Origin of the sequence: Rhizobium sp. LjRoot258 (genome assembly GCF_964254185.1) — a bacterium.
Lineage (GTDB): Bacteria > Pseudomonadota > Alphaproteobacteria > Rhizobiales > Rhizobiaceae > Rhizobium.
Genome location: NZ_CAXUST020000002.1, coordinates 503,116 through 528,196 on the forward strand (window position 1 = coordinate 503,116; position 25,081 = coordinate 528,196).

The window sequence follows — 25,081 nt, forward strand, 5'->3', positions numbered from 1 at the left end:
TCCGGCGGTCGTCCGAAAGAATATAGTCGAGCAACAGCCGCGAGAGTTTTACGGCAAAGTAGAGCTGGTCATTGCTCCCGAAGCACGTCGTCGTCAAAATTGACGCAAGGCGCCCTTTGCGTTCGCTTCTTGGTCGCGAACCGCACCGTACGCGAGCAAACCCGACTTCAAGCGTCCTCAATCCTCAACAAAGGCATGTCGGGTTGAATCGATGAAAGGCTTCAACAAATAGTCAAAGAAGGTTCGGTCGCCAGTGCTGATGAAGGCTTCTACCGGCATGCCAGGATGTAGTTGTTCGGCGGGAACTGATACGGGAAGATCATCAGTGATCTCCAGAAGAGCCCGATAATATGGCTGCTGAGTCGCCTGATCAATCAGACGATCCGCCGAAACCTGTTGTACGACGGCATCGACTTCGGGTGTAAGTCTGGCATTGAGTGCGGAGAAGCGCAGACGCGCGGGCTGACCCTGTCGCACGATGTCAATGTCTGTCGGTTTCAACCGAGCCTCCACCAATGGTCGGCTCACCGTCGGCAGGATCTCCATGATCTTCTCGCCTGGGCCAATGACATTTCCTACCATGTTGTAGGCCGACGTTACGACGATTCCGTCGGCCGGCGCACGGATGATAGTCCGGTTCAAGACTTCGATCGCCGCGGTGAGCTGTTCCTCCACGTCACGTAGCGAGGCTTTTGCCTCGGTCATTTTCGTAACTGCCTCCTCCACGCGCTGCGTCCTCAAACGCTCGACCTGCTCGTAGGCTTCGGCGGTTTGCGAGGCGGTGGTCGCCTTTTCGGAAGAAATCGCTGCTGCCTGCCCGAGCAAATCCGCATCGATCCTCAAGAGCTCAGTATAGTCGGATCTGTTGATCAGACCCTTTTCAAGCAGTGTCTGTTTTCGCGCGAGTTCATCTCGGACAACGGTCGCTTGTTTCTCGATTGCAGCCTTTTGATCCCGAAGTCCCCTTTCGGTGTCGGCGAGCTGATTCAACCGCTGGCCAAGGATCAACTGCTCGGAACGAAAGCGTGCAAGCCTCGCCTGGAATTCCTTATTCTCTTCGTCTACGATTTCGATCACGTCGACTATCGTCGGTGATATTTTGCCGGGCCAGTAGAGGATTGAAAATCTTTTGGCCATCGCGTTCGGCTTCCAACCGTTGAATTTGTGCACTCAGCGATACCCATTGCTTCGTAAGCCTGTTCAGCTGTGTTTTCGCGGCGGTATCATCGAGGATCATGACCATGTCACCACGGCTCACGACATCGCCCTCCCTTACCTTGATTTCCCGTACGATTCCGCCTTCCAAATGTTGCATCTGGATATTCCGGCCCGCTGCTGCGATCGCGCCGGTGGCAACGGCGGCCCCGGAAATGGGAGCTGTGGCTCCCCAGAAGCCAAACGAACCGAGCATCACCACGATGGCGCCATAGCCGAACAATGCAGGACCGCGCGTCGAGCGGGACAGCGTCGTTTTCCAATTATTCACCGCGTCGGCCATGATCACTCCATGCCGTCATGCACCAGCGTCAATCGCTCAGTACTAACACCCTTGCCTTGCAAGACCGTCGATTCAACCGGACGCGCTGCCTCGCCACCCCGGCCGGCCAGACGCCGCAGAATCTCAGCGGCCGGTCCGTAGGCTTCCACGTTTCCCTCGCGTAGCACGATAGCCTTGTCGCACCTGAGAACGATGGCTGGTCGATGCGTAACGATGATGATTGTCGTGCCTGCTGCGCGCGCGTGCATCAGGGCTTTCTCGAGAGCTGCTTCTCCCTCTGCATCGAGATTGGAATTTGGCTCATCGAGGACCAGTACCTTCGGATTTCCATAGAAAGCCCGGGCAAGACCGATCCTCTGCCTCGTTCCGCCGGAAAGCGTGGAGCCAACTGGTGTAACCAGCGTTTGATACCCCTGTCGCTGCGACATGACGAGAGTATTCGCTTCGGCCCGGCTCGCCGCATCGGTGATGCTTTCGTCTGTTGCGGACGGGGCGAAGCGCGCGATATTCTGTGCGATCGAGCCCGGCAACAGTTGCACGTCCTGTGCAAGATATCCGATGTTGGAGCCAAGCTGTTGCGGATCCCAGGTCTTGTAGTCGGCGCCGTCAAGTGCCATCGAACCTGAGGTTGGTCGAAGGATACCGGCGAGTAGTTTCGCGAGTGTCGACTTTCCAGCGCCGCTCGGGCCAAGTAGCGCAACCGCTTCGCCTGGCGCGATTTCGAAGTTCAGCCTTTTTATTATCGGAGGAGTGCCCGAGGATGCAGTGCCGGTCTGCGATGGCGTCCACACCAAATCTTTTGCTGCAATGGCACCTTTGGGATCAGGGAGCCGAAGGCGCGGTACCTGCCCCTCTTCTATCGTGGCGATGGCAGTGTCCAACCTGCCCCAGGATTTTCGTGCGTCCGCCACTTGTTTCCATCCGGCGACGAGTTGATCGATCGGCTGCAATGCTCTTCCGGAAATCGTCGAGGAGGCGAAGATCATCCCGGCGGTCATCTCCCCGCGCATGACCAGAACAGCACCTGCACCAAGAATTGCGAGCTGAAGCGCCATGCGCAACGCCCGGGAGCCTCCGGAAAACGACGAGTTTATGATTGCCGCCTTATCCTGCAGGATGGCGGATTCAGCGAAGCGCTTACCCCATACCTCGGTCACGTTCCCGAGCATCCCCATCCCACGAAGCGTATCGGCGTTGCGAGTGAACGCCTGAGCAAGCAGATTGGCAATCGTCGCAGCTTCCTGCGCCTTGCCACCAGTTGCTCTTGCCGTGAAATGGTTTGCAACGACCAGCAGCACCATCACCGCTGCGCCGGATACCGTCACCAGGCACAGAATAGGATGCACGAAGTAGAGCAAAAGCATGAAGAGCGGCGCGAAAGGAAGGTCGACCAAATTTGCCAAACCGCGGGAGGCAATGAAGGTCCTTACCGTCGACAGGTCGCGAAGAGCCTGGATGTCGCCGTTCTCTGCCTTCAGAGAATTGATCGACGCCAGGAAAGCGGTACCTCCAAGCTCACGATCGAGCGCCAGCGCCACACGTTGGCAATAAACCGAGCGGATGACGTCCATGAAGGCGAGAAAGGCCAGAGCACCCGTCGCTATCAGAGACAGGTAGAGAAGGGTCGGTACACTCGCTGCCGGCAGTACGCGATCATAGACCTGCATCATGTAGATCGAAGGAACGAGCAGGAAGAAGTTGATGATGATCGAGAAGATGGCGACTTCGATCCAGGCGCGATGAAGTCGCCTGCGGAAATCGGGGGCGCTTATTGCTTGGCTGTTCACTACACTTCACTTCACTTGGTACCGAGGTTGCCCCCCGGAACGCATCAGACGCGTTCCGGTGTTTGGAAACTCAGGTCCAAATGACCGCGCCAATCGGCTCGGGCTCGAACCACAGATCGGGGCTGCTGTCGTTTTGCAGATGAGCAACAAAATCCTCCAGTGAGATGACGTCGGCACTGTGAATCGAGCCGCTGTCATCCTCAGCCGTCGTCGCTTCGCCGCTGGATAGTTCGTATAAGCGCGAGGTTCTGAAGAGTTGGCGGGACGTAAGCCTTTTGAATCATCGGCTGCGATCGGTGAACGCAATAGACTATGAGGAGTTAACATCTTTTATCCTTGGTGCGTTAAGCAGCCTCTAATTGCACGCATTTGTGCAAAACGAACGGTCGCAGTCAACTTAAATTTGCAAGATTCTTCTGCGCCTGCCTGCTCATGTAAATACGGGACAAGCGCGAAGGAACTGCTGGTACGCGCCGTCATGGACAGTGTCCGAAGTAGTCTGCTGCGGTTCTATTCCTTTCAAGAGCAGAGACCTCCGTTCTCGGTCAGAACGCATGGATTCGCACATATCCGGAGATGCTGTTGGAGCATCTAAAAGGCCGCGCCAAGAGATCACTTGGCGATCCCTTCGGGCTAAGCCAGTTAGATTGGCGGCACCCTCGCGCGCTCCGTGCTATTTCACCCGCTGGATTGAGCTGCGCGCAAACCGCCGCTCAAATCGGCTCTAATCCTCGCGCGCATCGTAGCTGCGCTGACAATCCTGGATAACGTCGATATTCTCGACAGTCCAGTCGAACAGGGTTGAGAACGGCCCTTGCAGCGACCGGCCGAGGGGTGTCAATGCATATTCTACCCCGAGCACACGCCCATCCAGAATCCTGCGCGTCAGCATACCGTTGCGCTCCAGCTTTCGAAGCGTCTGTGTCAGGACGCGCTGGGTTACGCCATCGAGCCGACGCTTGATCGCATTGAAGCGACGGGGCTCGCTTAACACGGCCAGCACCATCATCGACCACTTGTCGGCGATCTGGTCGAGAATCACGCGGCTTGGGCAGTCCGCACGGTAGACGGGGTCATTTTCATCGGTCCGTTCATCCATCGGTATCCTCCGGCATCCCTGGGATGCTTCTGGTGCGTAATTGACGCTAGGTATCCAATGAATACTTTAGGGTCAATGGCGCATGTGCGGCGCCTGAGGTTCCCGAAAAACAGAGATACACATATGACAGACACAGATTTCAGCCGGCTTCGGATTACTCGGACAGACGGCGTTGCCACGATCACGATCAACAACCCGCCGGTAAACGTTCTCGATGTCGCCCTGATGGGCGAGATCCGCCGCTTTCTCCTTTCTGTTCGCAACGATCCGGACACCCGTGTGCTGGTCTTCCAGAGTGCGGACCCCGAGTTCTTCATTGCCCATGTCGACATGACATTGATCGATGAACCGCATGCCTTCGACGAGATCGCCCGTGAGGCTCCGGAAGGCCTCAATCCGTTCCAGGCGTTCGGCGAGCTGCTGCGCGAACAGCCGCAGGTGACGATCGTCAAGCTCGCCGGGCTGGCCCGCGGCGGCGGGGCGGAGTTTGTCGCAGCGGCGGACATGGTGTTTGCTGCGGAAGGGCTGGCAGGGCTTGCTCAATGCGAGGCGTTGATGGGGATCACGCCCGGCGGCGGAGCCACCCAGTATCTGTCCAGCCGGATGACGCGTGGCCGAGCTCTTGAAGTGATCCTTGCCGCCGATCTCGTCGATGCTATGACAGCGGAGCGATACGGGTGGATCAACCGGGCACTGCCGGCTTCTGAACTCGACGGCTTCGTCGAGCGTTTGGCACGCAACATCGCAGCACTGCCCACCGGCGTCATCGCCGCGGCCAAGAGGGCGGTGCCTACCGAAAACCTGCGGGATGGCTTTCAGCGCGAGCATGAGGCCTGGGCAGGATTGTTCGAACTCCCTGCTGCAGAAAAGCTCATCCGGGGCGGACTGAAAGCAGGAGCGCAGACCAAGGAGGGCGAGAGGAACCTGGAAGGCTTGCTCCGTACATTGAAGGTGTGAATCCTGATTGACGAGAGAACAGCGAAACCGCTGCAGCAGAGTATTGCATAGCGGTTTCGGTCTTTGGATGGCGCATATGCATTATCGGAAGCGCCCGCGCTGAATCATTACGTCCTCCGCACCACTGTCAGCCGCGGGAAGAGAACCTCTCCAGAAGATGTCTCCATTCCGCTAACGACGAGTGGAACATCATACCGCGCCGGGCACGATATTCCGAGTTTCGTGTGTAGCCTGGAAGCTGATTCAGGTAAAAATGGGAGCAAACAGCGAGCGACGATGGCGAGGCCGTAGACTTGTTCTGCCAGAGTAGCCCCAAGGCGATCGGAGATTATTTGTCGTTCCGCTCTGCCGAATTCGCCGGCCAAGGCCTTGGCATCGGACCAGGGTGCTTTTCGCGTAAACTCCCTGTTTGCCGACGTCAGATAGGAGAATATTTCTGCCAAACCAAGGTGAAGTTCGTAGTTGTCAAAGGCATTCTGAACCTTTCCGGCAAGACCGGCTGCTTCGCGGACAAGACCACTGTCGGGAACAGTTGGTGTCACGCCGGAAAAGGACGACGCGAGCAAGGTGAGAACCCGGTTGACGAGATTTCCAAGCTGCCCGCCGAGTTCTCCCGACCATGCGGCCTCGAGCCGTTCTTCAGAGAAGTCCCCATCATCGGCGGAACGGATATGGCGGAGCAGGTAATAGCGCAGTGCGTCCGGGGTCTGATAGTACTCCACGAGGCCATCGGGATCGATGCCGTTGCCGGCCGATTTGCCGATCTTTCGCCCGTCTACCGTCAGGTAGCCATGAACGAAGATCGATGACGGTAGCGGCACTCCGGCAGACAGGAGTATCGCCGGCCAGTAAATCGCGTGAAACTTGGAAATTCCCTTGCCGACAAAGTGGACGCGCTCGCCTTGCTGTGCCCAGTATCGCCGGAACAGGGTTTCGTCGGAACCGTAACCGAGCCCCGTGAGATAGTTCGCCAGAGCATCGAACCAGACATAGATAACTTCGTCGCTCCCAGGCACGGGCACGCCCCAGCCGCGTGCTCGTTCAGCACTACGCGACACACTGATGTCCTCTAGTCCCCGCCGAAGCAGGGCAAGTATCTCGTTTCGCCGGTGCGTTGGACCGACCTCAAGCTCTTCTGTCTCGATCAAATTACGAAGGCGGTCGCCATATCGAGAGAGGCGGAAGAACCAGTTCTCCTCCTTCACGATCTCAAGCGGGATACCGTGCTCCGGGCATTTGCCGTCGTCGAGATCCGTCAGTTCGTAGAACTGCTCGCAGCCGACGCAATAGAAGCCCTCATAGCTCTTTCGATAGAGGTCGCCACTCTTGGAGCATGCGTTCCATAGCGAATGAACGCAGGTGCTATGCCTTGAATCGGTGGATGTGCGAACGAAAGCATCGTTCGAGATGTGAAGGTGCCCACCGAGTTGTTCGAAGCGGTCTGCGTTCTCTCCCACGAAGTCGGCCACCGGACGTCCTGCTGCTTCCGCGGCGCGAACGTTTTTCAGACTGTTGTCATCCGTGCCGCACTGAAACCTGACGTCTCTGCCGAGAAGTCGGGAATGGCGGGCATAAGCATCGGCCTGCACGAGTTCGAGCGCAAAACCAACATGCGGCGCGGCATTAACGTATGGAATCGAGGTGGTGATGTAAGTCGTAGTGCTGTTCATCAGGATATCCTTATGAAGGTTGAGTGTCCCTCAAGGCGGATCGACCAATGAAAAACCGCCTCAAGGGCGGTCTCAGGTGCATTAGAAGCGCACAAAATCCGCCACGCTAGGAGCGCAGCATCATCATCGTGGAGTTGGCGAAACTTCTGTTCATGTCGTCACTGCTATCACCTGGTCGCGACGAGAGCAAGGCCGCACTTGAGAAGCGATTCCGCAATCATGTCGCTGGCTGGTTCGTTTCGCAACAGGCCACCGATCCCATCCGGCGACGCAAGGTGTCGATCGTCAGCGAACGGATGTCGGCAGACACTCCGTGACAAACCGGACGACTTCCGCCCGGAGTTCGAGATCCTCGGGGGCACCTGCGAACCCCCCATGCGGCATTGCCTCGAAGACGTGAAGTTCGACCGGAGCTCCCACGCGCCGCAGCTTGCGATGAAGTCGCACCGCGTTGGAGAGAAACAGGTCGCGCGTTCCGCTTTGCAGGAATATTGGCGGGAAATCGGCCGACATCTCTCCGAACAGCGGGGATAGATAGGGATGCGACAGGTCCGCACCGCCCGCATAAAGCAGATTGTTTGGCATCAGGGAATTGGGCAGCACGACATCGACGATCCGGTTGGTTTGAAAGCTGTCGCCCGATTCTGTCAGATCCAATTCCGGAGACAACAATACGACGCCTGCCGGAAACGGCAGGCCTTCGTCGCGTGCGCGCAGGATGCTGGAGAGGGCGAGATTGCCACCGGCTGAGCGGCCGCCGAGCACGACGCAACCGGCCCCATATTGATCGACTACGTGCCGATACACCGCCATGCAGTCGTCGAGCGCTGCGGGATAAGGATGATCAGGGGGCATCCGGTAGTCGACACCGTAGCAAACGATCCCGAGCCTGTCTGCCTGTAGCCGTGTGCTCTCACGACAGGCATCACCCCCACCGAATACAAGCGCGCCGCCATGCAGGTCGATGAAGACGCAATCTCTGAGCCGCGGACTTTCTGGTATCGCGACATGGACAGTTGCTGTGCCCAGGCGTCGCGTTTCGATCTCGGTGCTTATCTCGTTCGTTGCTGCACTGAGAGCAGCGGCGTAACGGGCCTCGGCTGCGGCCTGCAACTGACGCCACGCTGCCCGATCGTTTGGTGCCGGTATCGGATAAAGCGCGTTGAGTGGCGTGCCGTCATCTTGGACGGCAGTGCTTAGCATGGCCTGCGCTTCGGGACTGATGGAAGCTGGAACGGGAATGATGCGTTCGCCGACGCGCACACCCTCCATGGGGAAAAGATTCTGTTTATTCTGCATACTGGCACTCCGGTTCGCAACTGGCCTGGCGAGCAGCTGCCCGACCCAACGCAGATGGCCCGCGCCGACAGACGCAACGGTAAGTCTTCAGGATCGGTCAGCCACATCATGTTGAGCCCGATGGTGAGGGTTCTGGCTGCTGCCAATGAGGATATGTCACATAGGCGGTCACGGCACCCGTCTCATGAGAACGGATGGTCACCTTGTCGCCTTTCTGCATTGCAATGATTTCGCCAGGCCCCGCCGTCAGCGATCCATGCTTGTCGCAGACAGTTATGCTTCCTTCCAGGACAATCATCGTGTCGTGTACGGCCATGGTCTCCTCGAGAACCTGGTCTGGGCCGTAGCGCCCGAACCCAATGGTGACTGGCCCGCCGTGGCGCTGGTCGAGCAGGTTGCCGGTGAAGATGTCACCTTCCTGTCCCGGCGAGCGTTCAAACACCGCGTCGGCAATGGCGAATTTGTAAACGGTCATGGACTGCCTCCTAAAGGTTGGAACCGAGCGCGGGACGGGTCGATAGGAATTCTTCGAGCTTTCCACATAGGGGTGGAAATGAACTTAGCAGTCATTTGTTCGCTATCGCGCGGTCGCGGGGGGGGGGGGCACGCCGGCTCTGTGCACTGGTTCTCCCCGAAAGGCGATACTCGTTGTGACACAGCAACCTGCTGGACCACCGCACGACGGTTGGATGATGTGGTGTTCCGAATTGATGGAGGCTGCTATTTGGCAATGAAAGCCAGGATGTCTTCGTTCAGAACATCCGCGTTGACCGTTAACATGCCATGCGAGTAACCTGGATAAGTCTTCAACGCGCCATTCTTGAGCAGTTTGACCGCCTTCGAAGCCGACGCTGCAATCGGAACGACTTGATCATCCTCGCCGTGTACCACCAGCGTCGGTACGGTGATGGCCTTCAGGTCCTCTGTCTGGTCGGTTTCCGAAAACGCCTTGATGCCGTCGTAATGTGCCTTGGCGCTACCCATCATACCCTGTCGCCACCAGTTCTGGATCACGCCTTCATGGACCGTCGAACCCTCGCGATTGAACCCATAGAACGGACCGGCGGGAACGTCTCGGAAGAATTGGGCACGGTTGCTGGCCAGCGCTGAACGGAAGCTGTCAAAGACCTCGATCGGTGTACCCTCGGGGTTGCTGCCGGTCTTCAACATCAGGGGCGGAATGGCGGCGACCAAGACGGCCTTGGTCACACGGCCGGCCGGCTCGCCGTGCCGCGCCACATATCGTGCGACTTCGCCCCCACCGGTGGAATGGCCAACGTGAACCGCGTTTCGCAGATCCAGAGCTTTGGCTACGGCAAAAGCGTCGGCCGCGTAATGGTCGATGTCATGACCTTCGGCAACCTGCTCCGAACGGCCGTGCCCGCGCCGGTCATGCGCAACCACGCGGTATCCCTTCGACAGGAAGAACAGCATCTGCGCATCCCAGTCGTCAGACGACAAAGGCCAGCCATGGTGAAACACGATTGGCTGCGCTTCCTTGGGACCCCAGTCCTTGTAGAAAATCTGTACGTCGTCGTCGGTGGTCACGAAGCCCATGGAAAGCTCTCCTTCTAATCGTTTGATTGTGACAGATTGACAAATTCGCCGGCGCGCACGGTGCCTGGCCAAAGTGTGAAACTTGCGGCAACCGCCACTGCTGAGGTCAAGGCATCGCGTCGGCTAAGCGGCAAGTTCGAACTTAAGATGCGAGGCATCGATACATTCCCTGGCTTGATCAAAATAGGTCGGTTGCGGATTCGGGGCGGGTTTTGGCAGAACAGTTGCGACCTTTATGGAGACTACTCAGGACGTGCGGCCAGAGAGTTATGAACACCCCTTCGGCTGGAATTCGAGTCTAGATGCTTGGCGCCGGATTTGCTGCCAAGCGATGTCTGAAGACTTGATGGCATCTGGGTAAGCGAGTCGATAGGCCACATTCTTGCAAAGCTGTGTCGCTGAAAGCGGAACGCCAACCGGATCTGGTTCTCTCGTCAATTGAGTGGGACTGCGAACCAAGATTCAACGTCGTACCAAACACCTGTCTGTACTATCGACTGGATGACGTCCCAGGGAGTGGTGTACCTCGATAGCGGTGGTCACCGGTGTTTTCCGGTAGGGTCGGGTTGTTCAAGACCAACCTGATGGAAAGACCACCGATGACCGACGATATGATGAACGTGCGCTCGCTTGTTGAGAAGAGTGCTGACGCCGATTTGTTGCGTGAGATGATCGGCTTTGCGGCCGAGCGGCTGATGGAGCTGGAGGTTGGCAGTGCGACCGGTGCTGGCTACGGCGAGAAGAATGCGATGCGGTTGGCGCAACGCAACGGCTACCGCGACCGGGATTGGGAGACACGCGCCGGAACGGTCGAGCTTCGCATTCCGAAGCTGCGCAAGGGCAGCTATTTCCCAAGCTTCCTCGAACCGCGTCGGATGGCGGAGAAGGCTCTGACAGCGGTCATCTCCGGACAAATGCGAAGCATTTGCCGTGTGGAAGCGTACATTCAGGGCATCTCGACGCGTTCTGTCGACGATCTGGTCAAAGCGATGGGCATGAGCGGCATCTCCAAAAGCCAGGTAAGCCGCCTGTGCGAAGAGATCGACGTCAAGGTGAAGGCGTTCCTCGAAAGACCGATCGAGGGCGATTGGCCTTATCTGTGGATCGATGCCACCTACCTGAAAGTCAGACGCGGTGGCCGCATCGTTTCCGTTGCCGTCATCATCGCCGTTGGCGTCAACACCGATGGCCGGCGCGAGGTTCTGGGCATGGAAGTTGGCACATCCGAAGCCGAGCCGATCTGGACGGAGTTCCTGCGCAGGCTTACGCGCCGAGGTTTGCGCGGCGTGAAGCTCGTCGTCTCCGACGCCCATGAGGGACTCAAGGCTGCCGTTACCAAGGTTCTCAGCGCCACCTGGCAACGATGCCGGGTTCACTTCACGTGCTGGCGCATGCCGGAAAGAGCGGCAGGCGTGTCGTCTCCGCCTTCATCGCCACGGCATTCGCCCAGGATACGGCGGAATCTGCCAGCACGCAGTGGCGCAATGTTGCCGACCAGATAAGACCAAAAGTGCCGAAGCTCGCCGCCATTATGGATGATGCCGAAGAGGATGTGCTCGCCTACATGACTTTCCCGAAAGAGCACCGGGCAAAGCTGCACTCGACCAATCCAATCGAGCGCCTCAATGGCGAGATCAAGCGCCGCACCGAGGTCGTCGGCATCTTTCCCAACGACGAAGCCATTGTCCGTCTCGTCGGCGCATTACTGCTCGAACAGAACGATGAGTGGGCCGTTCAGCGGGCCAGGTATATGACACTTGAGACTATGGCGTCGATGAGCGATGATCCGCAAATCAGCCTGCCTGCAGTCGCACGCTGATATCCCCTCCGGCCCTTGCCGGAAAGCACGGCCATCAGGCGCGAGCTACACCACTCCCTGGGACGTCATCATCGACTGAATTGCGACGGACTTTCGTAGCCCTCTCGTACGCTATGCGTGATACATTGGTGCGAACAGCAGTGAGAAGCTTTCGAGCTTCCAGCAAGCGTATATGGCGCTGGAATGCCAGCGTGCGAAATCCTGGCTTGCAACGATAAGCGTATCTCGCCAAGACCCAGCGATGGACGGTAGGACAAGCCCACCGCCCCGTCCATAATAGTCGATTATCGCGCTCGATAGGCCAAACGCCTAAGAAGGAATCCCAGATGCCGTTCGCCGCCCCTGGATGCGCGCCAACGTAAAGACCACTGTGATCAGCTATTCCGCGGCCGATTGCGCAAACAGGCCGGCCCAGGCGGCGTGTTCACGATCAAAACCGTCTCCGATATCCGCAGCCGGCAGGTCCGATTTTATGGCCGTGATCACACGGGCGGCAGAGCGGCAATCTGTCTTGCCAAGCGCTCGACGGAGCCATCGATTTCTTGCTTTCGTCACCGGAAAACGGTTCGATTCACCGTTCGAGGTCAACCACCGGCGCGCTGCCGAACATGCTCTTGTAGTCCCGGCTGAACTGCGACGGGCTTTTATAACCCATCTCATAGGCCACGCGCGAGACATTGGTGCTCCCGCCGGCAAGAAGCTTTCGCGCCTCAAGCAAGCGGATATGGCGTTGAAAAGCAAGTGGGCTGAACCCGGTGACTTCCTTGAAATGCCTGTGGAAGCTCGTGACGCTCATGTGGGAAGACGCCGCCAGCGCAGGAATATTGACACGCTCGCTATGATTGGAAGCAAGCCAATCGGCCGCCGACTTGAGTTGTTGAAAGCGACCGTTTCTCTGGCTGACCTGTCGGAGCGTGTCGCCCATCGGGCTCTGAAGCAGGCGATAATAAAGCTCGAACTCGTAGTGTGGCCCCAGCGCGCCGATATCTTCGGGCGCTTTCAGTAGCCCGACGAGGCGAGCAAATGCGTCGCCAACGGGTCCGTCAAGACCGCCTGCGGCGACCGCGCATGTCCACCGATCCTCGCGTTTGGGCATATCGAGCATGACGCGGGTCAAAATGCCGGCATCAAGATGAAGGCTTACTCCGACATAGGGGAGGTTAGGCTTAGCGACGATCAATTGGTGGCTGTAGGGTAGGCCGAAGGACGAGACTGCGCAGGCCCCCGTCGTCAGCTCGAACCGATTAGCGCCCATGATCAAGACCTTGGTTCCGCGCAAGACCGCATAGAACATGGGTTCGAACACGGTCGGAGTAGGCGACGTGACCCTTGTACTCGTCCAAAGCGTCAGGCGTGGAACAGGAGTAGGAAGGCCGACAGTTCCCGCCTGCTCCGAGATAAATGGGGCGACATCGTTCAGCAGGAGTGTGGTCGGCTTAACAAGGTCTAACATCACGTCAGCATGTAGCAATTTGGTAGGATCAGGCAAGTGTCTGGAAAAATCGGGAATGTTGTCTGTATCGCGACTGCCTATTTTGAGGCTGAACGAAAAGCCTGCCGGAGCGACCAGTACTGAGGAATGGGCCTCCATCTGGCGTCAAGGCGACAGGAATAGGAAAGGTTTGACCATGAAGGAACTCGCTGGAAAGAATGCGCTCGTCACCGGTGGATCGCGTGGAATCGGAGCGGCGATCGCGATTGCTCTGTCCGAGAAAGGCGCAAACGTCGCGATAACCTACGAGCGATCCGCAGACAGCGCGGAGCGACTTGTCCGGACTATTGAAGAAAACGGCGGCAAGGCCATCGCGATAAAGGCCGACAGCGCAGATCCCGCGGCCATCCAGCAGTCGGTCGACGAAACCGTCCGCGCGCTTGGCGGTCTCGACATTCTCGTCAACAATGCCGCGATCGCACGATATAACAATATTGCGGATTTCACGGTCGAGGATATCGACGCACTACTTGCCGTTAACGTACGTGGGCCGGTTCTCGCTGCAAAGGCTGCCATTCCCCACCTCAAGGAAGGCGGGCGCATCATTACCATCGGATCAGCGGGCGCGGATCGCATAGCCGGCGTGCCTGGCACGGTCTACTATATGACCAAAGGCGCGCTCCAGGCATTCAACCGTGGCCTCGCCCGCGAACTGGGCGCCCGAGATATAACGGTTAATCTCGTCCAGCCTGGATCGACAAACACCGACGCGAACCCCGAGACGGGGGAATTCGCCGACTATCAGCGCAGTCTCAGCGCACTCGGCCGCTTCAACCAGCCGGCGGATGTCGCGGCAGCAGTCGCTTTCCTGGCGACACCGGCCGCCCGGCAGATCACCGGGACCATCCTTACGGTAGACGGCGGCGCTCTTGCTTAGGGGTTGGTGATGGCTGTTGGTTGCCCGGCGGAGGTCAGGCAACCTTCGCTTTGTGAATATTGTATGTATCAGCCGGAGACTCGCGTTCCTGGTTCCGCGACAGAGTTTTGCCGATGCGGTGACTATTCGAGCCCGCTCCGCAACGCTACCAAACTCAGTGAGAAGTCGATCGGCCAGGCAAAGCCTGTTGCTCGCCGCTTCAAAACGAGACGCCGGGGATGTGAGTGAATGGCTGAAGCGAGCTTGGGGCAGACGATAGGGCCGGCGATCATCCTGATGGGGGCGGCCGTGGTCGCGGTACCCCTGTTTCGACGGCTTGGCCTTGGCTCGGTTCTTGGATATTTCGCAGCCGGCGTGCTTGTCGGGCCGTCGGTTGTCGGCCTGTTCACCGACGCAATGTCCATTCTGCATTTTTCGGAACTTGGCGTGGTGATGTTTCTGTTCGTCATCGGACTGGAGCTGCGACCCGTCAAGCTATGGGCCATGCGCGGCCAGATCTTCGGGCTGGGGTTCGTGCAGGTCGCGGCGGCGATTGCTGCGCTTTCACTGACGGGCATGCTGGTCTTTGGCCTGCCTGCCCCGGTTGGCTTCATCGCTGGCGCGGGTTTCGTCCTGTCCTCGACGGCCGTCATCATGTCGGTGCTGCAGGATCGCGGTGAGATTTCGAGCCCCCAAGGGCAGAAATCTGTGTCCATCCTGCTTTTCGAAGACCTGATGATAGTGCCGCTTCTGGCGGTCGTCGCCTTCCTTTCGCCGCTGTCGCAGGGGCGGTCGGGATGGATGGATGTTCTCTTGGCGCTCGGCGCGGTGCTCGTTCTTCTCGGCGTATCGAAATGGGGGCTAAACCCGTTCTTCGCCCTCCTGGCGCGGGCAAGGACCCGCGAGGTGATGACGGCAGGCGCGCTGCTGGTGGTGCTGGGGGCAGCCTTGCTGATGGCCGGCGCCGGGCTTTCCATGGCCATGGGCGCCTTCCTCGCAGGCGTGATGCTGTCGAGTTCGAGCTACAGGCACCAGATCGAAAGTGATATCGAGCCGTTTCGCGGCCTGCTGATGGGCCTGTTCTTCATGGCCGTTGGCATGTCGCTGGACCTTGCCGTGGTGGCAGCCGAATGGGGGCTTCTGCTGGCCATGCTGGTCGCCTTCACCATCGCCAAGGGCGCCGTTGTGTATGCGGTTGCCCGCCTGTTCGGCGGCTCCACTCACCAAGCCCTGCACCGTACTTCGATGTTCTTGCAGGGCGGCGAGTTCGCCTTTGTGCTCTATGCCGCCGCGACCGCCGGCGGGGTTGTTGACGCGCGCGAAAATGCGCTGTTCACCACCGTTGTCATCTTCTCCATGGCGCTGACGCCGCTGCTGATGATCGCCGCGGACCGCCTGCTGCGCAGCGAAGCATCGATGGAGGGTGTCGAGGCGGCACGTGATCTAAGCGCAAGGGTGCTGATCATCGGCTTCGGCCGTTTCGGCCAGATTGCCTCGCAACTGCTTCTGTCGAAGGGCGTGAACCTCTCCGTCATCGACATGAACCCCGACCGTATCCGTGAAGCGGGGCGCTTCGGCTTCAAGGTGTTTTTCGGCGACGGCACGCGGCTCGACACGCTGCACCATTCCGGCGCCGGTTCGGCCGAAGCATTGTTGATCTGCATCAACGACCCCAAGGCCGCCCTGCAGATCGTCGATCTGGCGCAGCATGAGTTCCCGCAGGCGAAGATACTGGTGCGCAGCTATGACCGCGGCCATGCCGTTGACCTGATCCGCGCCGGCGTTGACTACCAGATCCGCGAAACGGTCGAATCCGCCTATATGATGGGCGCGGAAAGCCTGCGCGTATTGGGCTATGCCGAGCTTGACGTGGAGGAGGCGGCCGAGGACGTGCGTCGGCGGGACGAAGAGCGTCTCTCCGAGCAGGTGCAGGGAGATGCCATGTCCGGCCAAGACCGCCTGCATGTCCGGCCGGTTCCCGAGCCGCTAAGCGCAGTGGCAGCGTCGAAATAGGGCGTGCTAGGCAGAAGAGAGAAGATGAAGACATACAAGATCGCTATTGCAGGGTTCGGTGGCGTAGGACGAGCGACCGCAGGCCTGCTTCTGTCTCGGCGGACACGGTATCGCGAGGTTTACCAAGCCGATGTCCTGCTGGTTGCCGTCTGCGGCTCGCGATCTGGTCTGGCAGATGTGGAAGGCCTCGAGGAGGAGCAACTGGACGCGCTTGAAGATGGATTGTCCGGGCCTGATTTCATTGCTGATAGCGGCGCTGATATACTGATCGAGGCCGGACCAAGCGATTTTCGCACCGGTGGGCCGGGACTTGTCTACATCCGTTCGGCCCTATCGGCTGGTCGTGACGCAGTGGTCATATCGAAGGGCGCTTTGGTTCACAGCGGGAAAGAGCTCAGTAGGTTGCCCGCGAAACAGGCGCCATGCTGAAACTCAGCGGTGCCGCCGCAGCCGCCCTGCCGACGATTGATCTGGTCGAGCATAGTCTCAAAGGCTGCGAGGTGCTCGAAGTCGAGGGCATTTTGAACGCTACCACCAATTACCTGCTCGATGCCATGATGACGCGCGGGATCGGCTTCGACGAGGCGTTGCGCGAGGCACAGATTGGCGGCTTCGCCGAGGCCGATCCGCGCAACGACACGGAAGGATGGGACACCGCTTGCAAGCTGCTGATCCTCGCCAATTTCGGCCTCGGCGCCGATCTGGCAATGGATGATCTGACCGTCGAAGGGATCCAATCGGTCTCCGCCGAGCGGATCGATGCCTGGCGCGGGCAGGGGCTTGTTCCGAAACTCGTTGGCCGCCTTTCGCGCGCGAACGGCGCAATCAGGGCTGAGGTCGGCATCAGGACATATCCGCTTGCCGATCCTTTCGCCAATATCCGCGGTAAGGACAAGGCGATCCGCATCGTGACCGACGCGATGGGCGCGACGCTCGCGATCGGGTCCGGCAAAGAGCCGCTGGCGACGGCTGCTGCGGCGCTGAAGGATCTGGAACATATCTTGGCGGCACGGACGGGCTGGGAGGCGGCGTACAGCCGTCCTGGTCATCAAAGGCAAGACGTCCCTGGCAGGAAAGGAACAGCACATGAAGGCTGCAATCTATGACAACCCCGGTCCCCCGACAGTCTTAAGATATGCCGATGTGCCGGATCCCGTCTGTGGACCGGGAGATGTTCTAATCGCCATCGAGGCGATTTCGATTGAAGGTGGCGACCTGGTCAATCGGCGCTCGACGCCGCAGCGCCCTTCGTGGATCGTCGGTTATGCTGCTGCCGGGACCATCGTCGCGATCGGTGAAAATGTAAGGGATCGGACAGTTGGCCAAAAAGTGACAGCCTTCGACATGCAGGGATCGCATGCAGAACTCTGGTCCGTGCCTGCCTCACGCACATGGTTGATCCCGAACGATGTCGACATGGTACGAGCCGCGGCGCTGCCAATTTCCTTTGGGACGGCCCGCCATTGTGTCATCACCAAGGGCAGGCTAAATGAAGGCGAAACGGTTCTGATCCAGGCCGCCGCTGGCGGCGTCGGTCTGGCAGCCACTCAGCTCGCGTGCCAAGCCGGGGCGAAAGTCATCGCGGTTGCCGGCGGTCGCGAACGACAAACGCGTCTGACTGAGTTTGGCGCCTCCCATGTCATTGATCGATTTGAGCAGGAAGTTGTTGGGGAAGTCCATCGGTTGACCGATGGCAAGGGGGCTGGTCTCGTGATCGACTCGGTTGGATCGACCTTGCAAAGCTCTCTTTCCTCACTGGCAGTCGAGGGGCGTCTCGTCTTCGTCGGAAATGCCGGTGGTGGCGGCCTCGACGTCGATCTCTGGTCGCCCATGCAGAAAAATCAGACCCTTCACGGCGTTTTCATGGGATCGCTGTTCGAACGACCTGCCGTGCATCAGACAGTTGACGAACTTCTGGAGGCCGTGGCGGAAAGGCGGCTGGACGTCGTCATCGATAAGGCCTTCCCGCTGCGAGACGCGTCAAAAGCACACGAATATGCAGAAACGGCAAAACCATTGGGCCGCGTTGTGATGACACCCTGACGCTGAGGCATCGAAAGAATGGTTTGGCAGGAGGAGAACAGTCGGCATGAAACGCATTTCGTTCGGGAACAGAAATATTGATGTTGCCGGGAATGTCCATCTGCCGGTGTTTTGTCGACCCCCCTCGAGCAGATCGGTGCGATCTATGCGGAGAGATTGGCTGAGCGAGGCTTTCTGGCGCTGACCTTCGATCCTTCCTACCAGGGCGAGAGCGGCGGCGAGCCGCGAGATCTCGAAGATCCGGCCCCCCGGATCGAAGACATTCGTTGCGCGGTCGATTTCCTGACAACGCTTGCCTATGTGGAGGAAGAGCGCATTGGGCTTCTCGGAATTTGCGCTGGCGGTGGCTATGCGATCAACGCCGCGCTGACGGAATACCGCTTCAAGGCAGTCGCAACAGGGGTCGCCATGACATTGGCCGGGCATACCGCAGCATGCTTCCGGACGTCCGCCAAACTTTGGTGAATGTCGGAAAGCAACGGACCGCAGAAGCCCGCGGCGGCAATCGCCGCAGGAATCCCTGGATTCCGGACAGCCTGAAAGAGGCAGAGGCGGTGGCGCTACGGATCCGGATCCGCTTGAAGCCGTCACCCTACAGGGAGTACGGCTATCGCCACCCTAACTCCACCAACCGTCTGCTGTTCGTAAGCTACGCGAACCTGCTCGGCTTCGATGCCCTCAACCTCGTTCCCGAGCTGTTGTTTAAGCCTCTTCAGGTCATCGTCGGAGGTCGCCACGGTGCTACCGGCCAATACGAGGCCGGCCAACGACTATTCGATCTTTCCCCGGCCGATGAGAAGGACTTTTTCGTGGTCGAGGGCGCTGGCCATTACGACATGTGCTACAAGCCGGAATATGTGAATCAGGCTATCGACCGGCTAATAGTATTCTATTCGAAGCATCTGATCACATAGTCGCTGGTGCGAGAGTTGGTCTGGACCCGTCTCGGTCAGCCGTTCCATATCGTCAGCCGGGATGTTCGTTTTCTCGGCCGCTGCCGTCGAAACACTCAATCAGCATTTCGGTCAGGACGCGAACTTTTCTGGACGGGTGCTGTCCCGGCGGTCGAACGACGTAGATTCCGGCCGGTGGCGGCGGGTGATTTTTCATGACCGTCACTAGCGCACCGGAATTGAGATAGCCCTGGGTGAGGCCATCGGGGAGGGCCGCGATACCCAAACCGGCCGCCGCAGCGACGACGAGAGCCGCCCCGTTGTCAGCCTTGAAACGGCCCTGCGGGCGAATGGTCAAGATCTTGTCGCCGTCCATCACCTGCCACGTTTCCATCCCCTGCATAAGCGCCTGATGCGTGACGAGTTCCTCCGGTGTTTCCGGGGAGCCATGGGCTTTGATATAGGCCGGGCTCGCGACGTATTTTCCGTAGAGGGGACCAACGCGTCTTGCAATCAGGTTGGAATCTTGAAGCGTACCGACCCGGATCGCGCAATCAAACCCTTCCGCGATCAAGTCCACGAAACGGTCGCTATAGCTGGTCTGGATCTGCAGTTGCGGATGGCGCAATGCCATGTCCGCAAGGACAGATGCAAAGTGGGTGGGGCCGAAGGAAAGGGGTGCGGCAACTCTCAGGCGGCCGCTCAGTTCACCGGCCGGCAGGATCGTGTCTCTGGCGACATCAATCTCGGCGCTGACCCTGGCGGCATAATCCCGGAAAGTGGCACCTGCTTCCGTCAAGGAAGCTCCGCGCGTGGATCTTGCAAGCAACTGGACCCCAAGCTCTGCCTCAAGCCGCGCAAGCCGCCGGCTGACCATTGATTTGGAAACGCCCAGCCGAAGCGCAGCTGGGGTGACGCCGCCCGCATCCGCAACCTCCACAAACGTTCGTAGATCTTCGATGTCCATGCTGCGTTCCCCGTTCCGCGACACTGTTCGGCACAAACGATGACTACCGCATCGAAATTGGGAATGACAAGGTCCTTTCGCAGACGGCGCTTCGGAGGGCGTTCTCCCCTCCGACAGTGTGTCTTAATCAACCGCCAACATAGGATGTAAGTATGACCTTTCGTAACGGCCTTGACTCACTTCTTCGTCCCGAAGACTCCGTCCTCGTCATGATCGACCATCAGCCTTATCAACTGGCAAACGTGAACAGCCACGATCCGCAGGCGGTCGTGAACAACACCACGGCGCTTGCGAAAACGGCAAAGGTTTTCAATGTCCCCACAATCTTGACAAGTGTGATCGCCGGCCGGGGTGGTCTGCTGTTCAAGCACCTCACCGATGTGTTCCCCGGACAAGAGGTGATCGACCGGACATTTATCAACACCTGGCAGGACCCGAAAGTGGTGGATGTGGTCAAGGCTACCGGCCGCAAGCAGCTGATCATAGCTGGACTGTGGACCGAAGTCTGCGTTGCAATGCCGGCAATCCAGGCCGCGGGCGAAGGCTGGAACGTGACAGTGATTACCGACGCATCGGGTGGCACCTCCGTCGAAGCGCACCAGGTCGCTATCCAGCGAATGATCGGGGCCGGCATCAACATGATGACCTGGCTCGCGATCGCTGCCGAATGGCAGCGCGATTGGGCTCGTGAGGAGACTGCGGCTGCGCTGACGGACGTCATCATCGAGCATGCCGGTGGCAGCGGCATCGCCTATCTGTGGGAACAGCAGCTCCTCAATACGCCCGTGCAGGCGGCCAGCCAGGCCGGTCTTTAAAAGCTGACTGGGATGGCGAAATCTCGAACTGATGGCGCCGTAAAGGCCCCAAGTCGAGCCTCGCCATCCCGTCTCAAGCATGTTCACGCTTGGTCCAGCCGTGCACCGACGCGATCTGCGACCACCGTGACGGCGGCTATCTGAGGGCGGCGATGAAACTGACCTGGTAGCCGCGGCAACAAACCCGGCGAAACTTAGAAGGACGAAGCATGGAAATCGGTATCGACAGTTTTGCAGCCATCCTTCCTGATCCGAAAACGGGTAAGCTCCCATCGCCGACGGATCGCATGGCTGAGCTTATCGAAGAGGTCGTGGTCGCAGATCGCGTCGGGCTCGATGTCTTTGGTATCGGAGAGCATCACCGCAGTGAGTTTCTCGACTCCGCACCCGCCGTCATTCTGGCCGCGGCCGCCGCCCGCACGGATCGGATCCGGTTGGCGAGCGCGGTAACGGTTCTTAGCGCAGCCGATCCGGTGCGTGTCTTCCAGGAATTCGCCACGCTTGACCTGATTTCCAAAGGTCGTGCCGAGCTCGTGGTCGGTCGAGGCTCCTTTGTCGAGGCCTATCCGCTGTTTGGCCTGGATACGCGCCACTATGACGATCTCTTCGCAGAAAAGCTCGATCTGTTTCTCAAGCTCGGTGAGGCGACCGATATTACACGGGAAGGCCGCTTCAGGCCGCAGCTCAAAGGGCAAGGTGTCTTTCCGCGTCCACATCAATCGCGGCTTCCAGTCTGGATTGGCGTCGGCGGTTCGCCAGAATCCTTCGCACGCGCCGGTGCACTTGGCCTTCCTTTGATGGTGGCGATCATCGGCGGCAGCTTCGAACGCTTCCGGCCACTTGTCGATCTCTATCGCGAAAGTGGTCTACGCGCCGGGCACGGCCCGGAAAAGCTTAAGGTCGGAATGCATGCAATGGGTTTTGTCGGCGAGACCGAAATGGCCGCAAAGAATGCCTTCTTCCCTGGATGGGCGCATCTGACGACGAAGATCGGTCGTGAGCGCGGCTGGTCGCCACCGACGCGACAGCAGTTCGAGATCATAGCGGGTCCCGACGGCGCATTCCTGGTCGGCGATCCAAGATCTGTTGCAGCCAAGATGCTGCAGGCGAGCGAAACGCTTGGCGGCCTTTCGCGCATCACTTTCCAGATGAGTACCGCGTCGCTCGAGACGGAAGCGATGAAGCAGTCGATCGAGCTTCTGGGCGCCGAGGTTGCGCCGATCATCAGGGCGACGCGATAGGACGGGTAGCGACCGTGTCGCAACGGAGGCATGCCGGATGGACATCGAAGATCTGCGGATATTCGTGGAGGTCGCCGATTCAGGGGGGATCACCTCGGCTGCGCGCCGACTAGGGGTCTCCAAGTCGATGGTGAGCCGCGCGCTCACCAGGATCGAGGCTGCGCTCGGGACCCAGCTTCTAGCACGAACGACACGGGGAGCCGGTCTGACAGAAGCCGGGGTTTTGTTTCGCGATCATGCGGCAAGGGTCTGTGCCGAGATCGACATTGCACGCGAAGCGATCCTGCCCGAAGGGGACCTTCGTGGACGGTTCCGGGTGGCGGTTCCGTTGACATCGGGTCCGGTCCATTTTGCACCGGTTCTGGCCAAGATGGCGCGTCTCCACCCGCAGCTTCAGATACAAGCCGACTACAGCGATCGGTTCGCCGATCTGATTGTCGACGGCTTCGATTGTGCAATCCGTGTCGGCGCTCTTCGCGATTCAAATCTGATCGCAAAACGCGTCGGCCAGATCTACGGCAAGCTGGTGGCAAGCCCGAACTATATAAGATTGCATGGCTCGCCGGAGACGCCGGAAGATATAGCATCACATCACGCTCTGGTGGGTGCGGAGACCTGGCGGTTCATCGACGGCGACAAGATCATCACTGTGCAGCCGCAAGGCCGCTTCAGGACCGACAACGGCATGGCGCTTGCGAGCGCAGCCGCTGAAGGGCTTGGCATCGCCTGGCTCCCCGATTGCGTCACCCGTGATTATCTCGCTTCAGGTGCTCTCGTTCCGATCATGACACGTTTTCCGCTACCGGTCGGCGGGGTCTATGTCGTACGGCCTCCCAGCCCGCATCCATCCCGAAAGGTGCGGATCCTCTCGGAGTTCCTTATCGAATCCTTTGAGAAAGACGCGCATCTTTGGGGCGCCGAGACGTGATGCCGCGACAGCTTGTTCCGCTTTCTGCGACACAGCGTTGCGTTCCCCGCAGCTAGTCGCGGGTCCTGGTGCTTTCTAGTTTCCGTGGCAGCTTTGGCCGACCGGGTAGCAGACCGAAGAGGCAGCCCAGCGCGTCAATCTTGCAGAACGAAGAGGAGAACATGCATGAGTTGGAACCCCGCCATTGCACCAGCCTGTCCCGACGAGATTGGCCTGGATGCGATCGACACTCTCATCATTCCTCGTTCGCGAGACCTCGGTGGCTTCGAAGTGCGGCGCGCCTTGCCTGCTCCGAAGCGCCAGATGGTGGGTCCGTTCATCTTCTTCGATCAGGTCGGGCCTGCGGAACTTCTGACTGGACAGGGTATCGATGTGCGGCCGCACCCCCATATCGGACTTGGCACCGTCACCTATCTGTATCGCGGCGAATTCCATCACCGCGACAGTACAGGTGCCGACCAGATCATTCGCCCCGGAGCCCTGAACTGGATGGTCGCGGGCCGGGGTGTCTCGCATTCAGAGCGCACTACGCCAGAGGGCCGCAGCGGGCCGCAAAGCCTGCTGGGGATCCAAACCTGGGTCGCGCTTCCCGACAGCCATGAAGACATGGCGCCGATGTTCGAACATCATGGAAGACAGGCGCTACCTATGATCGAGGATCGCGGCGTCACGGTTCGGCTTATCCTGGGAAATGCCTATGGCAAGGTCGCTCCCGCGAGGATGTTCTCCGAAACCTTCTATGCCGATGTCACGCTGGAGGCGGGTGCGCGCCTGCCCATGCCGGACGATGACGAGGATCGGGGGATCTATATCCTCGAGGGTTCGATCTCGATCGCCGGCCAGGACTTCGAAGCGCCGCAGATGATGGTGTTTCGTCCCGGCGACAGGATCACGGTGACCGCCGGCGGTCAAGGGGCAAGGCTGATGGCCCTTGGCGGCGCGACGCTCTCAGGACCTCGCTATATCTGGTGGAACTTCGTCGCCTCCTCGAAGGAGCGCATCGAAGAGGCAAAGGCTGAATGGCGTGCGGAGAACTGGGGGAAGGGGCGTTTCGATCTCCCGGTTGACGACAGGGATGAGCACATCCCCTTGCCCGAGTGATTTCTGCTGATTGGCTTTGATTTGGAGACAATCTGAGGATGGGTCGGGTCGGCGCCTTAAACACGGAGTTGATGACCGAGCAAATGCGATGAGCGAAGAGGTTGAACGGGAAGATGGCATGTCCAAGGGGAGCTACCGGATCGTCGTTGATGGGCACGAAGCTGAGATGACATATAGTCGAGCGGGGCAAAAGCTGATCATCATCGACCATACAGATATTCCTGCCGCGTTGCGCGGCCGGAAAATCGGCGAGCAATGGTCCGCCAGGCTGTCGAGGATGCGCGGCGGGAAGGCATCAGGATCATCCCGCTTTGCCCATTCGCGAAAGCGCAGATCGAACGCCATGCCGAATGGCAGGATATCTTGCGCAAGTGAGTAAATTCTGCCGAACAACGAAATAGAGCCGGCAGAAGGGAATGCTATGCAGAAAAGCACCTTTCTGTTCCAAGAGGCGGAGCTGGCCCTTCAGGCTGCTGCTGGTGAGGTGAACAATGGCCGAAAACACCCCTAATCTAACTTTGGCAGAGCGCCAGATCGTCGATGTGATCAGTCGCGCCGACAGTAAGCTGGCTGCCGCAGTGTCGCGTGCTCTGGAGGAAGCCACCAAGATGGCCGCCGGGGAAATGCAAGCGATCGGCCAAGAAGACGCCGCACCAGCATTGCAATATTTCGCGGCAGTTGTTCATCAGCGAATGTATTGTCTCATGTGCGGCGCTGATCCGGATACGTTCGAAGGGGGAAACCCTGAAATTGCCTACCACGTCATCCGCAACTCCCAGAATACTGCCAAGCACCATTGGTCCGCGGACATTGAGCCTTATCCACCGAAATAGCGATGGATCATTCATCGACATCCGGTACTGCGTAGTTATTGCGTTGCCGGCACCCTAAGTTGCTGATGAACTCGGCGATAAGAGAAGGCCCATTTTCCGAAGTTTGGGAGGAGCTGGCCGCGATCGTTGATCCTGGTCCGGTTTCTGCATAATAAGGAATCGCGGCAATTGCTATCCGCCCGGCAATCCTGCCAAAGCATCCTATCCGTAACA

At 59.0% G+C, this 25,081-nt stretch carries 23 protein-coding genes and 2 pseudogenes; 15 read left to right on the top strand and 10 right to left on the bottom strand.

Annotated features, from left to right (window positions below; translation table 11 throughout):
- Positions 1-177 precede the first annotated feature (177 nt).
- From ACSQ9D_RS23145 to ACSQ9D_RS23160, 4 genes are all read right to left on the bottom strand, one after another.
- Entirely contained in the window at positions 178-1,137 is a 960-nt protein-coding gene (locus tag ACSQ9D_RS23145; protein ID WP_436284279.1) for an HlyD family type I secretion periplasmic adaptor subunit, read from the bottom strand.
- Positions 1,049-1,498 carry a hypothetical protein gene (locus tag ACSQ9D_RS23150; RefSeq protein WP_436284280.1) on the bottom strand — a complete coding sequence of 150 codons (450 nt, stop codon included), beginning with the start codon at positions 1,496-1,498 and terminating at the stop codon, positions 1,049-1,051. Before ACSQ9D_RS23150 ends, ACSQ9D_RS23145 begins: the two co-directional genes overlap by 89 nt.
- 2 nt (positions 1,499-1,500) lie before the next feature.
- The gene (locus ACSQ9D_RS23155; RefSeq protein ID WP_436284281.1) at positions 1,501-3,285 is read right to left on the bottom strand and encodes a type I secretion system permease/ATPase; all 1,785 of its coding nucleotides are present in this window, start codon (positions 3,283-3,285) and stop codon (positions 1,501-1,503) included.
- Between the two features lie 724 nt (positions 3,286-4,009).
- A complete protein-coding gene (locus ACSQ9D_RS23160; RefSeq protein WP_436284282.1) occupies positions 4,010-4,384 on the bottom strand; it encodes a winged helix-turn-helix transcriptional regulator in 375 nt (124 codons plus the stop codon).
- Between the two features lie 123 nt (positions 4,385-4,507).
- Here ACSQ9D_RS23160 and ACSQ9D_RS23165 point away from each other — a divergent pair, with 123 nt between their 5' ends.
- Positions 4,508-5,341 carry an enoyl-CoA hydratase/isomerase family protein gene (locus ACSQ9D_RS23165; RefSeq protein ID WP_436284283.1) on the top strand — a complete coding sequence of 278 codons (834 nt, stop codon included), beginning with the start codon at positions 4,508-4,510 and terminating at the stop codon, positions 5,339-5,341.
- A gap of 107 nt (positions 5,342-5,448) precedes the next feature.
- Here ACSQ9D_RS23165 and ACSQ9D_RS23170 read toward each other — a convergent pair whose 3' ends face one another.
- From ACSQ9D_RS23170 to ACSQ9D_RS23185, 4 genes are all read right to left on the bottom strand, one after another.
- Positions 5,449-7,011 (bottom strand): methionine--tRNA ligase, encoded by a 1,563-nt coding sequence (locus ACSQ9D_RS23170; RefSeq protein WP_436284284.1) that lies wholly within the window; start codon positions 7,009-7,011, stop codon positions 5,449-5,451.
- A gap of 285 nt (positions 7,012-7,296) precedes the next feature.
- Complete coding sequence (locus tag ACSQ9D_RS23175) at positions 7,297-8,310, bottom strand: alpha/beta hydrolase (protein ID WP_436284285.1); 1,014 nt, start codon at positions 8,308-8,310, stop codon at positions 7,297-7,299.
- A 106-nt stretch (positions 8,311-8,416) separates the two neighbouring features.
- Entirely contained in the window at positions 8,417-8,785 is a 369-nt protein-coding gene (locus ACSQ9D_RS23180; RefSeq protein ID WP_436284286.1) for an ethanolamine utilization protein, read from the bottom strand.
- A 245-nt stretch (positions 8,786-9,030) separates the two neighbouring features.
- Positions 9,031-9,867 carry an alpha/beta fold hydrolase gene (locus ACSQ9D_RS23185; RefSeq protein ID WP_436284287.1) on the bottom strand — a complete coding sequence of 279 codons (837 nt, stop codon included), beginning with the start codon at positions 9,865-9,867 and terminating at the stop codon, positions 9,031-9,033.
- Positions 9,868-10,466: 599 nt separating this feature from the next.
- Between ACSQ9D_RS23185 and ACSQ9D_RS23190 the strand changes: the two are divergent.
- A pseudogene (locus tag ACSQ9D_RS23190) lies at positions 10,467-11,686 on the top strand (IS256 family transposase).
- A gap of 571 nt (positions 11,687-12,257) precedes the next feature.
- Here ACSQ9D_RS23190 and ACSQ9D_RS23195 read toward each other — a convergent pair.
- Positions 12,258-13,139 carry an AraC family transcriptional regulator gene (locus tag ACSQ9D_RS23195; RefSeq protein ID WP_436284288.1) on the bottom strand — a complete coding sequence of 294 codons (882 nt, stop codon included), beginning with the start codon at positions 13,137-13,139 and terminating at the stop codon, positions 12,258-12,260.
- Between the two features lie 175 nt (positions 13,140-13,314).
- Between ACSQ9D_RS23195 and ACSQ9D_RS23200 the strand changes: the two genes are divergently transcribed.
- From ACSQ9D_RS23200 to ACSQ9D_RS23230, 7 genes are all read left to right on the top strand, one after another.
- Positions 13,315-14,055, top strand: coding sequence for an SDR family NAD(P)-dependent oxidoreductase (locus ACSQ9D_RS23200; RefSeq protein ID WP_436284289.1), 741 nt, complete (start codon positions 13,315-13,317; stop codon positions 14,053-14,055).
- A 228-nt stretch (positions 14,056-14,283) separates the two neighbouring features.
- The gene (locus ACSQ9D_RS23205; protein ID WP_436284290.1) at positions 14,284-16,047 is read left to right on the top strand and encodes a monovalent cation:proton antiporter-2 (CPA2) family protein; all 1,764 of its coding nucleotides are present in this window, start codon (positions 14,284-14,286) and stop codon (positions 16,045-16,047) included.
- Between the two features lie 24 nt (positions 16,048-16,071).
- Positions 16,072-16,476 carry a hypothetical protein gene (locus ACSQ9D_RS23210; RefSeq protein ID WP_436284291.1) on the top strand — a complete coding sequence of 135 codons (405 nt, stop codon included), beginning with the start codon at positions 16,072-16,074 and terminating at the stop codon, positions 16,474-16,476.
- The gene (locus tag ACSQ9D_RS23215; RefSeq protein WP_436284292.1) at positions 16,470-17,153 is read left to right on the top strand and encodes a homoserine dehydrogenase; all 684 of its coding nucleotides are present in this window, start codon (positions 16,470-16,472) and stop codon (positions 17,151-17,153) included. Before ACSQ9D_RS23210 ends, ACSQ9D_RS23215 begins: the two co-directional genes overlap by 7 nt.
- The gene (locus ACSQ9D_RS23220) at positions 17,134-18,090 is read left to right on the top strand and encodes a quinone oxidoreductase family protein (protein ID WP_436284293.1); all 957 of its coding nucleotides are present in this window, start codon (positions 17,134-17,136) and stop codon (positions 18,088-18,090) included. Before ACSQ9D_RS23215 ends, ACSQ9D_RS23220 begins: the two co-directional genes overlap by 20 nt.
- Positions 18,091-18,201: 111 nt before the next feature.
- Positions 18,202-18,555: an alpha/beta hydrolase gene (locus ACSQ9D_RS23225; RefSeq protein WP_436284294.1), complete on the top strand. Its 354-nt coding sequence runs from the start codon at positions 18,202-18,204 to the stop codon at positions 18,553-18,555.
- Complete coding sequence (locus tag ACSQ9D_RS23230) at positions 18,525-19,004, top strand: hypothetical protein (protein WP_436284295.1); 480 nt, start codon at positions 18,525-18,527, stop codon at positions 19,002-19,004. Before ACSQ9D_RS23225 ends, ACSQ9D_RS23230 begins: the two co-directional genes overlap by 31 nt.
- A 52-nt stretch (positions 19,005-19,056) precedes the next feature.
- On the opposite strand, the gene ACSQ9D_RS23235 is transcribed toward ACSQ9D_RS23230, so the two are convergent.
- Positions 19,057-19,950, bottom strand: coding sequence for a LysR family transcriptional regulator (locus ACSQ9D_RS23235; protein ID WP_436284296.1), 894 nt, complete (start codon positions 19,948-19,950; stop codon positions 19,057-19,059).
- Between the two features lie 152 nt (positions 19,951-20,102).
- On the opposite strand from ACSQ9D_RS23235, the gene ACSQ9D_RS23240 reads away from it, so the two are divergent.
- The 6 genes and pseudogenes from ACSQ9D_RS23240 to ACSQ9D_RS23265 all read left to right on the top strand — a co-directional run bounded on the left by ACSQ9D_RS23240 (position 20,103) and on the right by ACSQ9D_RS23265 (position 24,868).
- A complete protein-coding gene (locus ACSQ9D_RS23240; RefSeq protein ID WP_436284297.1) occupies positions 20,103-20,765 on the top strand; it encodes a hydrolase in 663 nt (220 codons plus the stop codon).
- Between the two features lie 209 nt (positions 20,766-20,974).
- Positions 20,975-22,006, top strand: a complete 1,032-nt coding sequence (locus ACSQ9D_RS23245; RefSeq protein ID WP_436284298.1) for an Atu2307/SP_0267 family LLM class monooxygenase — start codon at positions 20,975-20,977, stop codon at positions 22,004-22,006.
- Positions 22,007-22,043: 37 nt separating this feature from the next.
- On the top strand, positions 22,044-22,934 hold the full coding sequence (locus tag ACSQ9D_RS23250) for a LysR family transcriptional regulator (protein WP_436284299.1): 891 nt from the start codon (positions 22,044-22,046) through the stop codon (positions 22,932-22,934).
- 165 nt (positions 22,935-23,099) lie between these two features.
- Complete coding sequence (locus ACSQ9D_RS23255) at positions 23,100-24,035, top strand: pirin family protein (RefSeq protein WP_436284300.1); 936 nt, start codon at positions 23,100-23,102, stop codon at positions 24,033-24,035.
- Positions 24,036-24,123: 88 nt separating this feature from the next.
- Positions 24,124-24,410: pseudogene (locus tag ACSQ9D_RS23260) on the top strand (GNAT family N-acetyltransferase).
- A 116-nt stretch (positions 24,411-24,526) separates the two neighbouring features.
- On the top strand, positions 24,527-24,868 hold the full coding sequence (locus ACSQ9D_RS23265) for a hypothetical protein (protein WP_436284301.1): 342 nt from the start codon (positions 24,527-24,529) through the stop codon (positions 24,866-24,868).
- The last annotated feature ends 213 nt before the right edge of the window (positions 24,869-25,081 follow it).

Excerpts from the sequence above, each read along its gene's own strand:
- ACSQ9D_RS23170 (WP_436284284.1), bottom strand. The coding sequence starts at position 7,011 with ATGAACAGCACTACGACTTACATCACCACCTCGATTCCATACGTTAAT.
- ACSQ9D_RS23265 (WP_436284301.1), top strand. The coding sequence starts at position 24,527 with ATGGCCGAAAACACCCCTAATCTAACTTTGGCAGAGCGCCAGATCGTC.
- ACSQ9D_RS23250 (WP_436284299.1), top strand. The coding sequence starts at position 22,044 with ATGGACATCGAAGATCTGCGGATATTCGTGGAGGTCGCCGATTCAGGG.
- ACSQ9D_RS23245 (WP_436284298.1), top strand. The coding sequence starts at position 20,975 with ATGGAAATCGGTATCGACAGTTTTGCAGCCATCCTTCCTGATCCGAAA.
- ACSQ9D_RS23210 (WP_436284291.1), top strand. The coding sequence starts at position 16,072 with ATGAAGACATACAAGATCGCTATTGCAGGGTTCGGTGGCGTAGGACGA.
- ACSQ9D_RS23200 (WP_436284289.1), top strand. The coding sequence starts at position 13,315 with ATGAAGGAACTCGCTGGAAAGAATGCGCTCGTCACCGGTGGATCGCGT.
- ACSQ9D_RS23215 (WP_436284292.1), top strand. The coding sequence starts at position 16,470 with ATGCTGAAACTCAGCGGTGCCGCCGCAGCCGCCCTGCCGACGATTGAT.
- ACSQ9D_RS23160 (WP_436284282.1), bottom strand. The coding sequence starts at position 4,384 with ATGGATGAACGGACCGATGAAAATGACCCCGTCTACCGTGCGGACTGC.
- ACSQ9D_RS23185 (WP_436284287.1), bottom strand. The coding sequence starts at position 9,867 with ATGGGCTTCGTGACCACCGACGACGACGTACAGATTTTCTACAAGGAC.
- ACSQ9D_RS23230 (WP_436284295.1), top strand. The coding sequence starts at position 18,525 with ATGCTTCCGGACGTCCGCCAAACTTTGGTGAATGTCGGAAAGCAACGG.
- ACSQ9D_RS23165 (WP_436284283.1), top strand. The coding sequence starts at position 4,508 with ATGACAGACACAGATTTCAGCCGGCTTCGGATTACTCGGACAGACGGC.
- ACSQ9D_RS23240 (WP_436284297.1), top strand. The coding sequence starts at position 20,103 with ATGACCTTTCGTAACGGCCTTGACTCACTTCTTCGTCCCGAAGACTCC.
- ACSQ9D_RS23220 (WP_436284293.1), top strand. The coding sequence starts at position 17,134 with ATGAAGGCTGCAATCTATGACAACCCCGGTCCCCCGACAGTCTTAAGA.
- ACSQ9D_RS23175 (WP_436284285.1), bottom strand. The coding sequence starts at position 8,310 with ATGCAGAATAAACAGAATCTTTTCCCCATGGAGGGTGTGCGCGTCGGC.
- ACSQ9D_RS23150 (WP_436284280.1), bottom strand. The coding sequence starts at position 1,498 with ATGGCCGACGCGGTGAATAATTGGAAAACGACGCTGTCCCGCTCGACG.
- ACSQ9D_RS23205 (WP_436284290.1), top strand. The coding sequence starts at position 14,284 with ATGGCTGAAGCGAGCTTGGGGCAGACGATAGGGCCGGCGATCATCCTG.
- ACSQ9D_RS23180 (WP_436284286.1), bottom strand. The coding sequence starts at position 8,785 with ATGACCGTTTACAAATTCGCCATTGCCGACGCGGTGTTTGAACGCTCG.
- ACSQ9D_RS23195 (WP_436284288.1), bottom strand. The coding sequence starts at position 13,139 with ATGTTAGACCTTGTTAAGCCGACCACACTCCTGCTGAACGATGTCGCC.
- ACSQ9D_RS23235 (WP_436284296.1), bottom strand. The coding sequence starts at position 19,950 with ATGGACATCGAAGATCTACGAACGTTTGTGGAGGTTGCGGATGCGGGC.
- ACSQ9D_RS23255 (WP_436284300.1), top strand. The coding sequence starts at position 23,100 with ATGAGTTGGAACCCCGCCATTGCACCAGCCTGTCCCGACGAGATTGGC.
- ACSQ9D_RS23145 (WP_436284279.1), bottom strand. The coding sequence starts at position 1,137 with ATGGCCAAAAGATTTTCAATCCTCTACTGGCCCGGCAAAATATCACCG.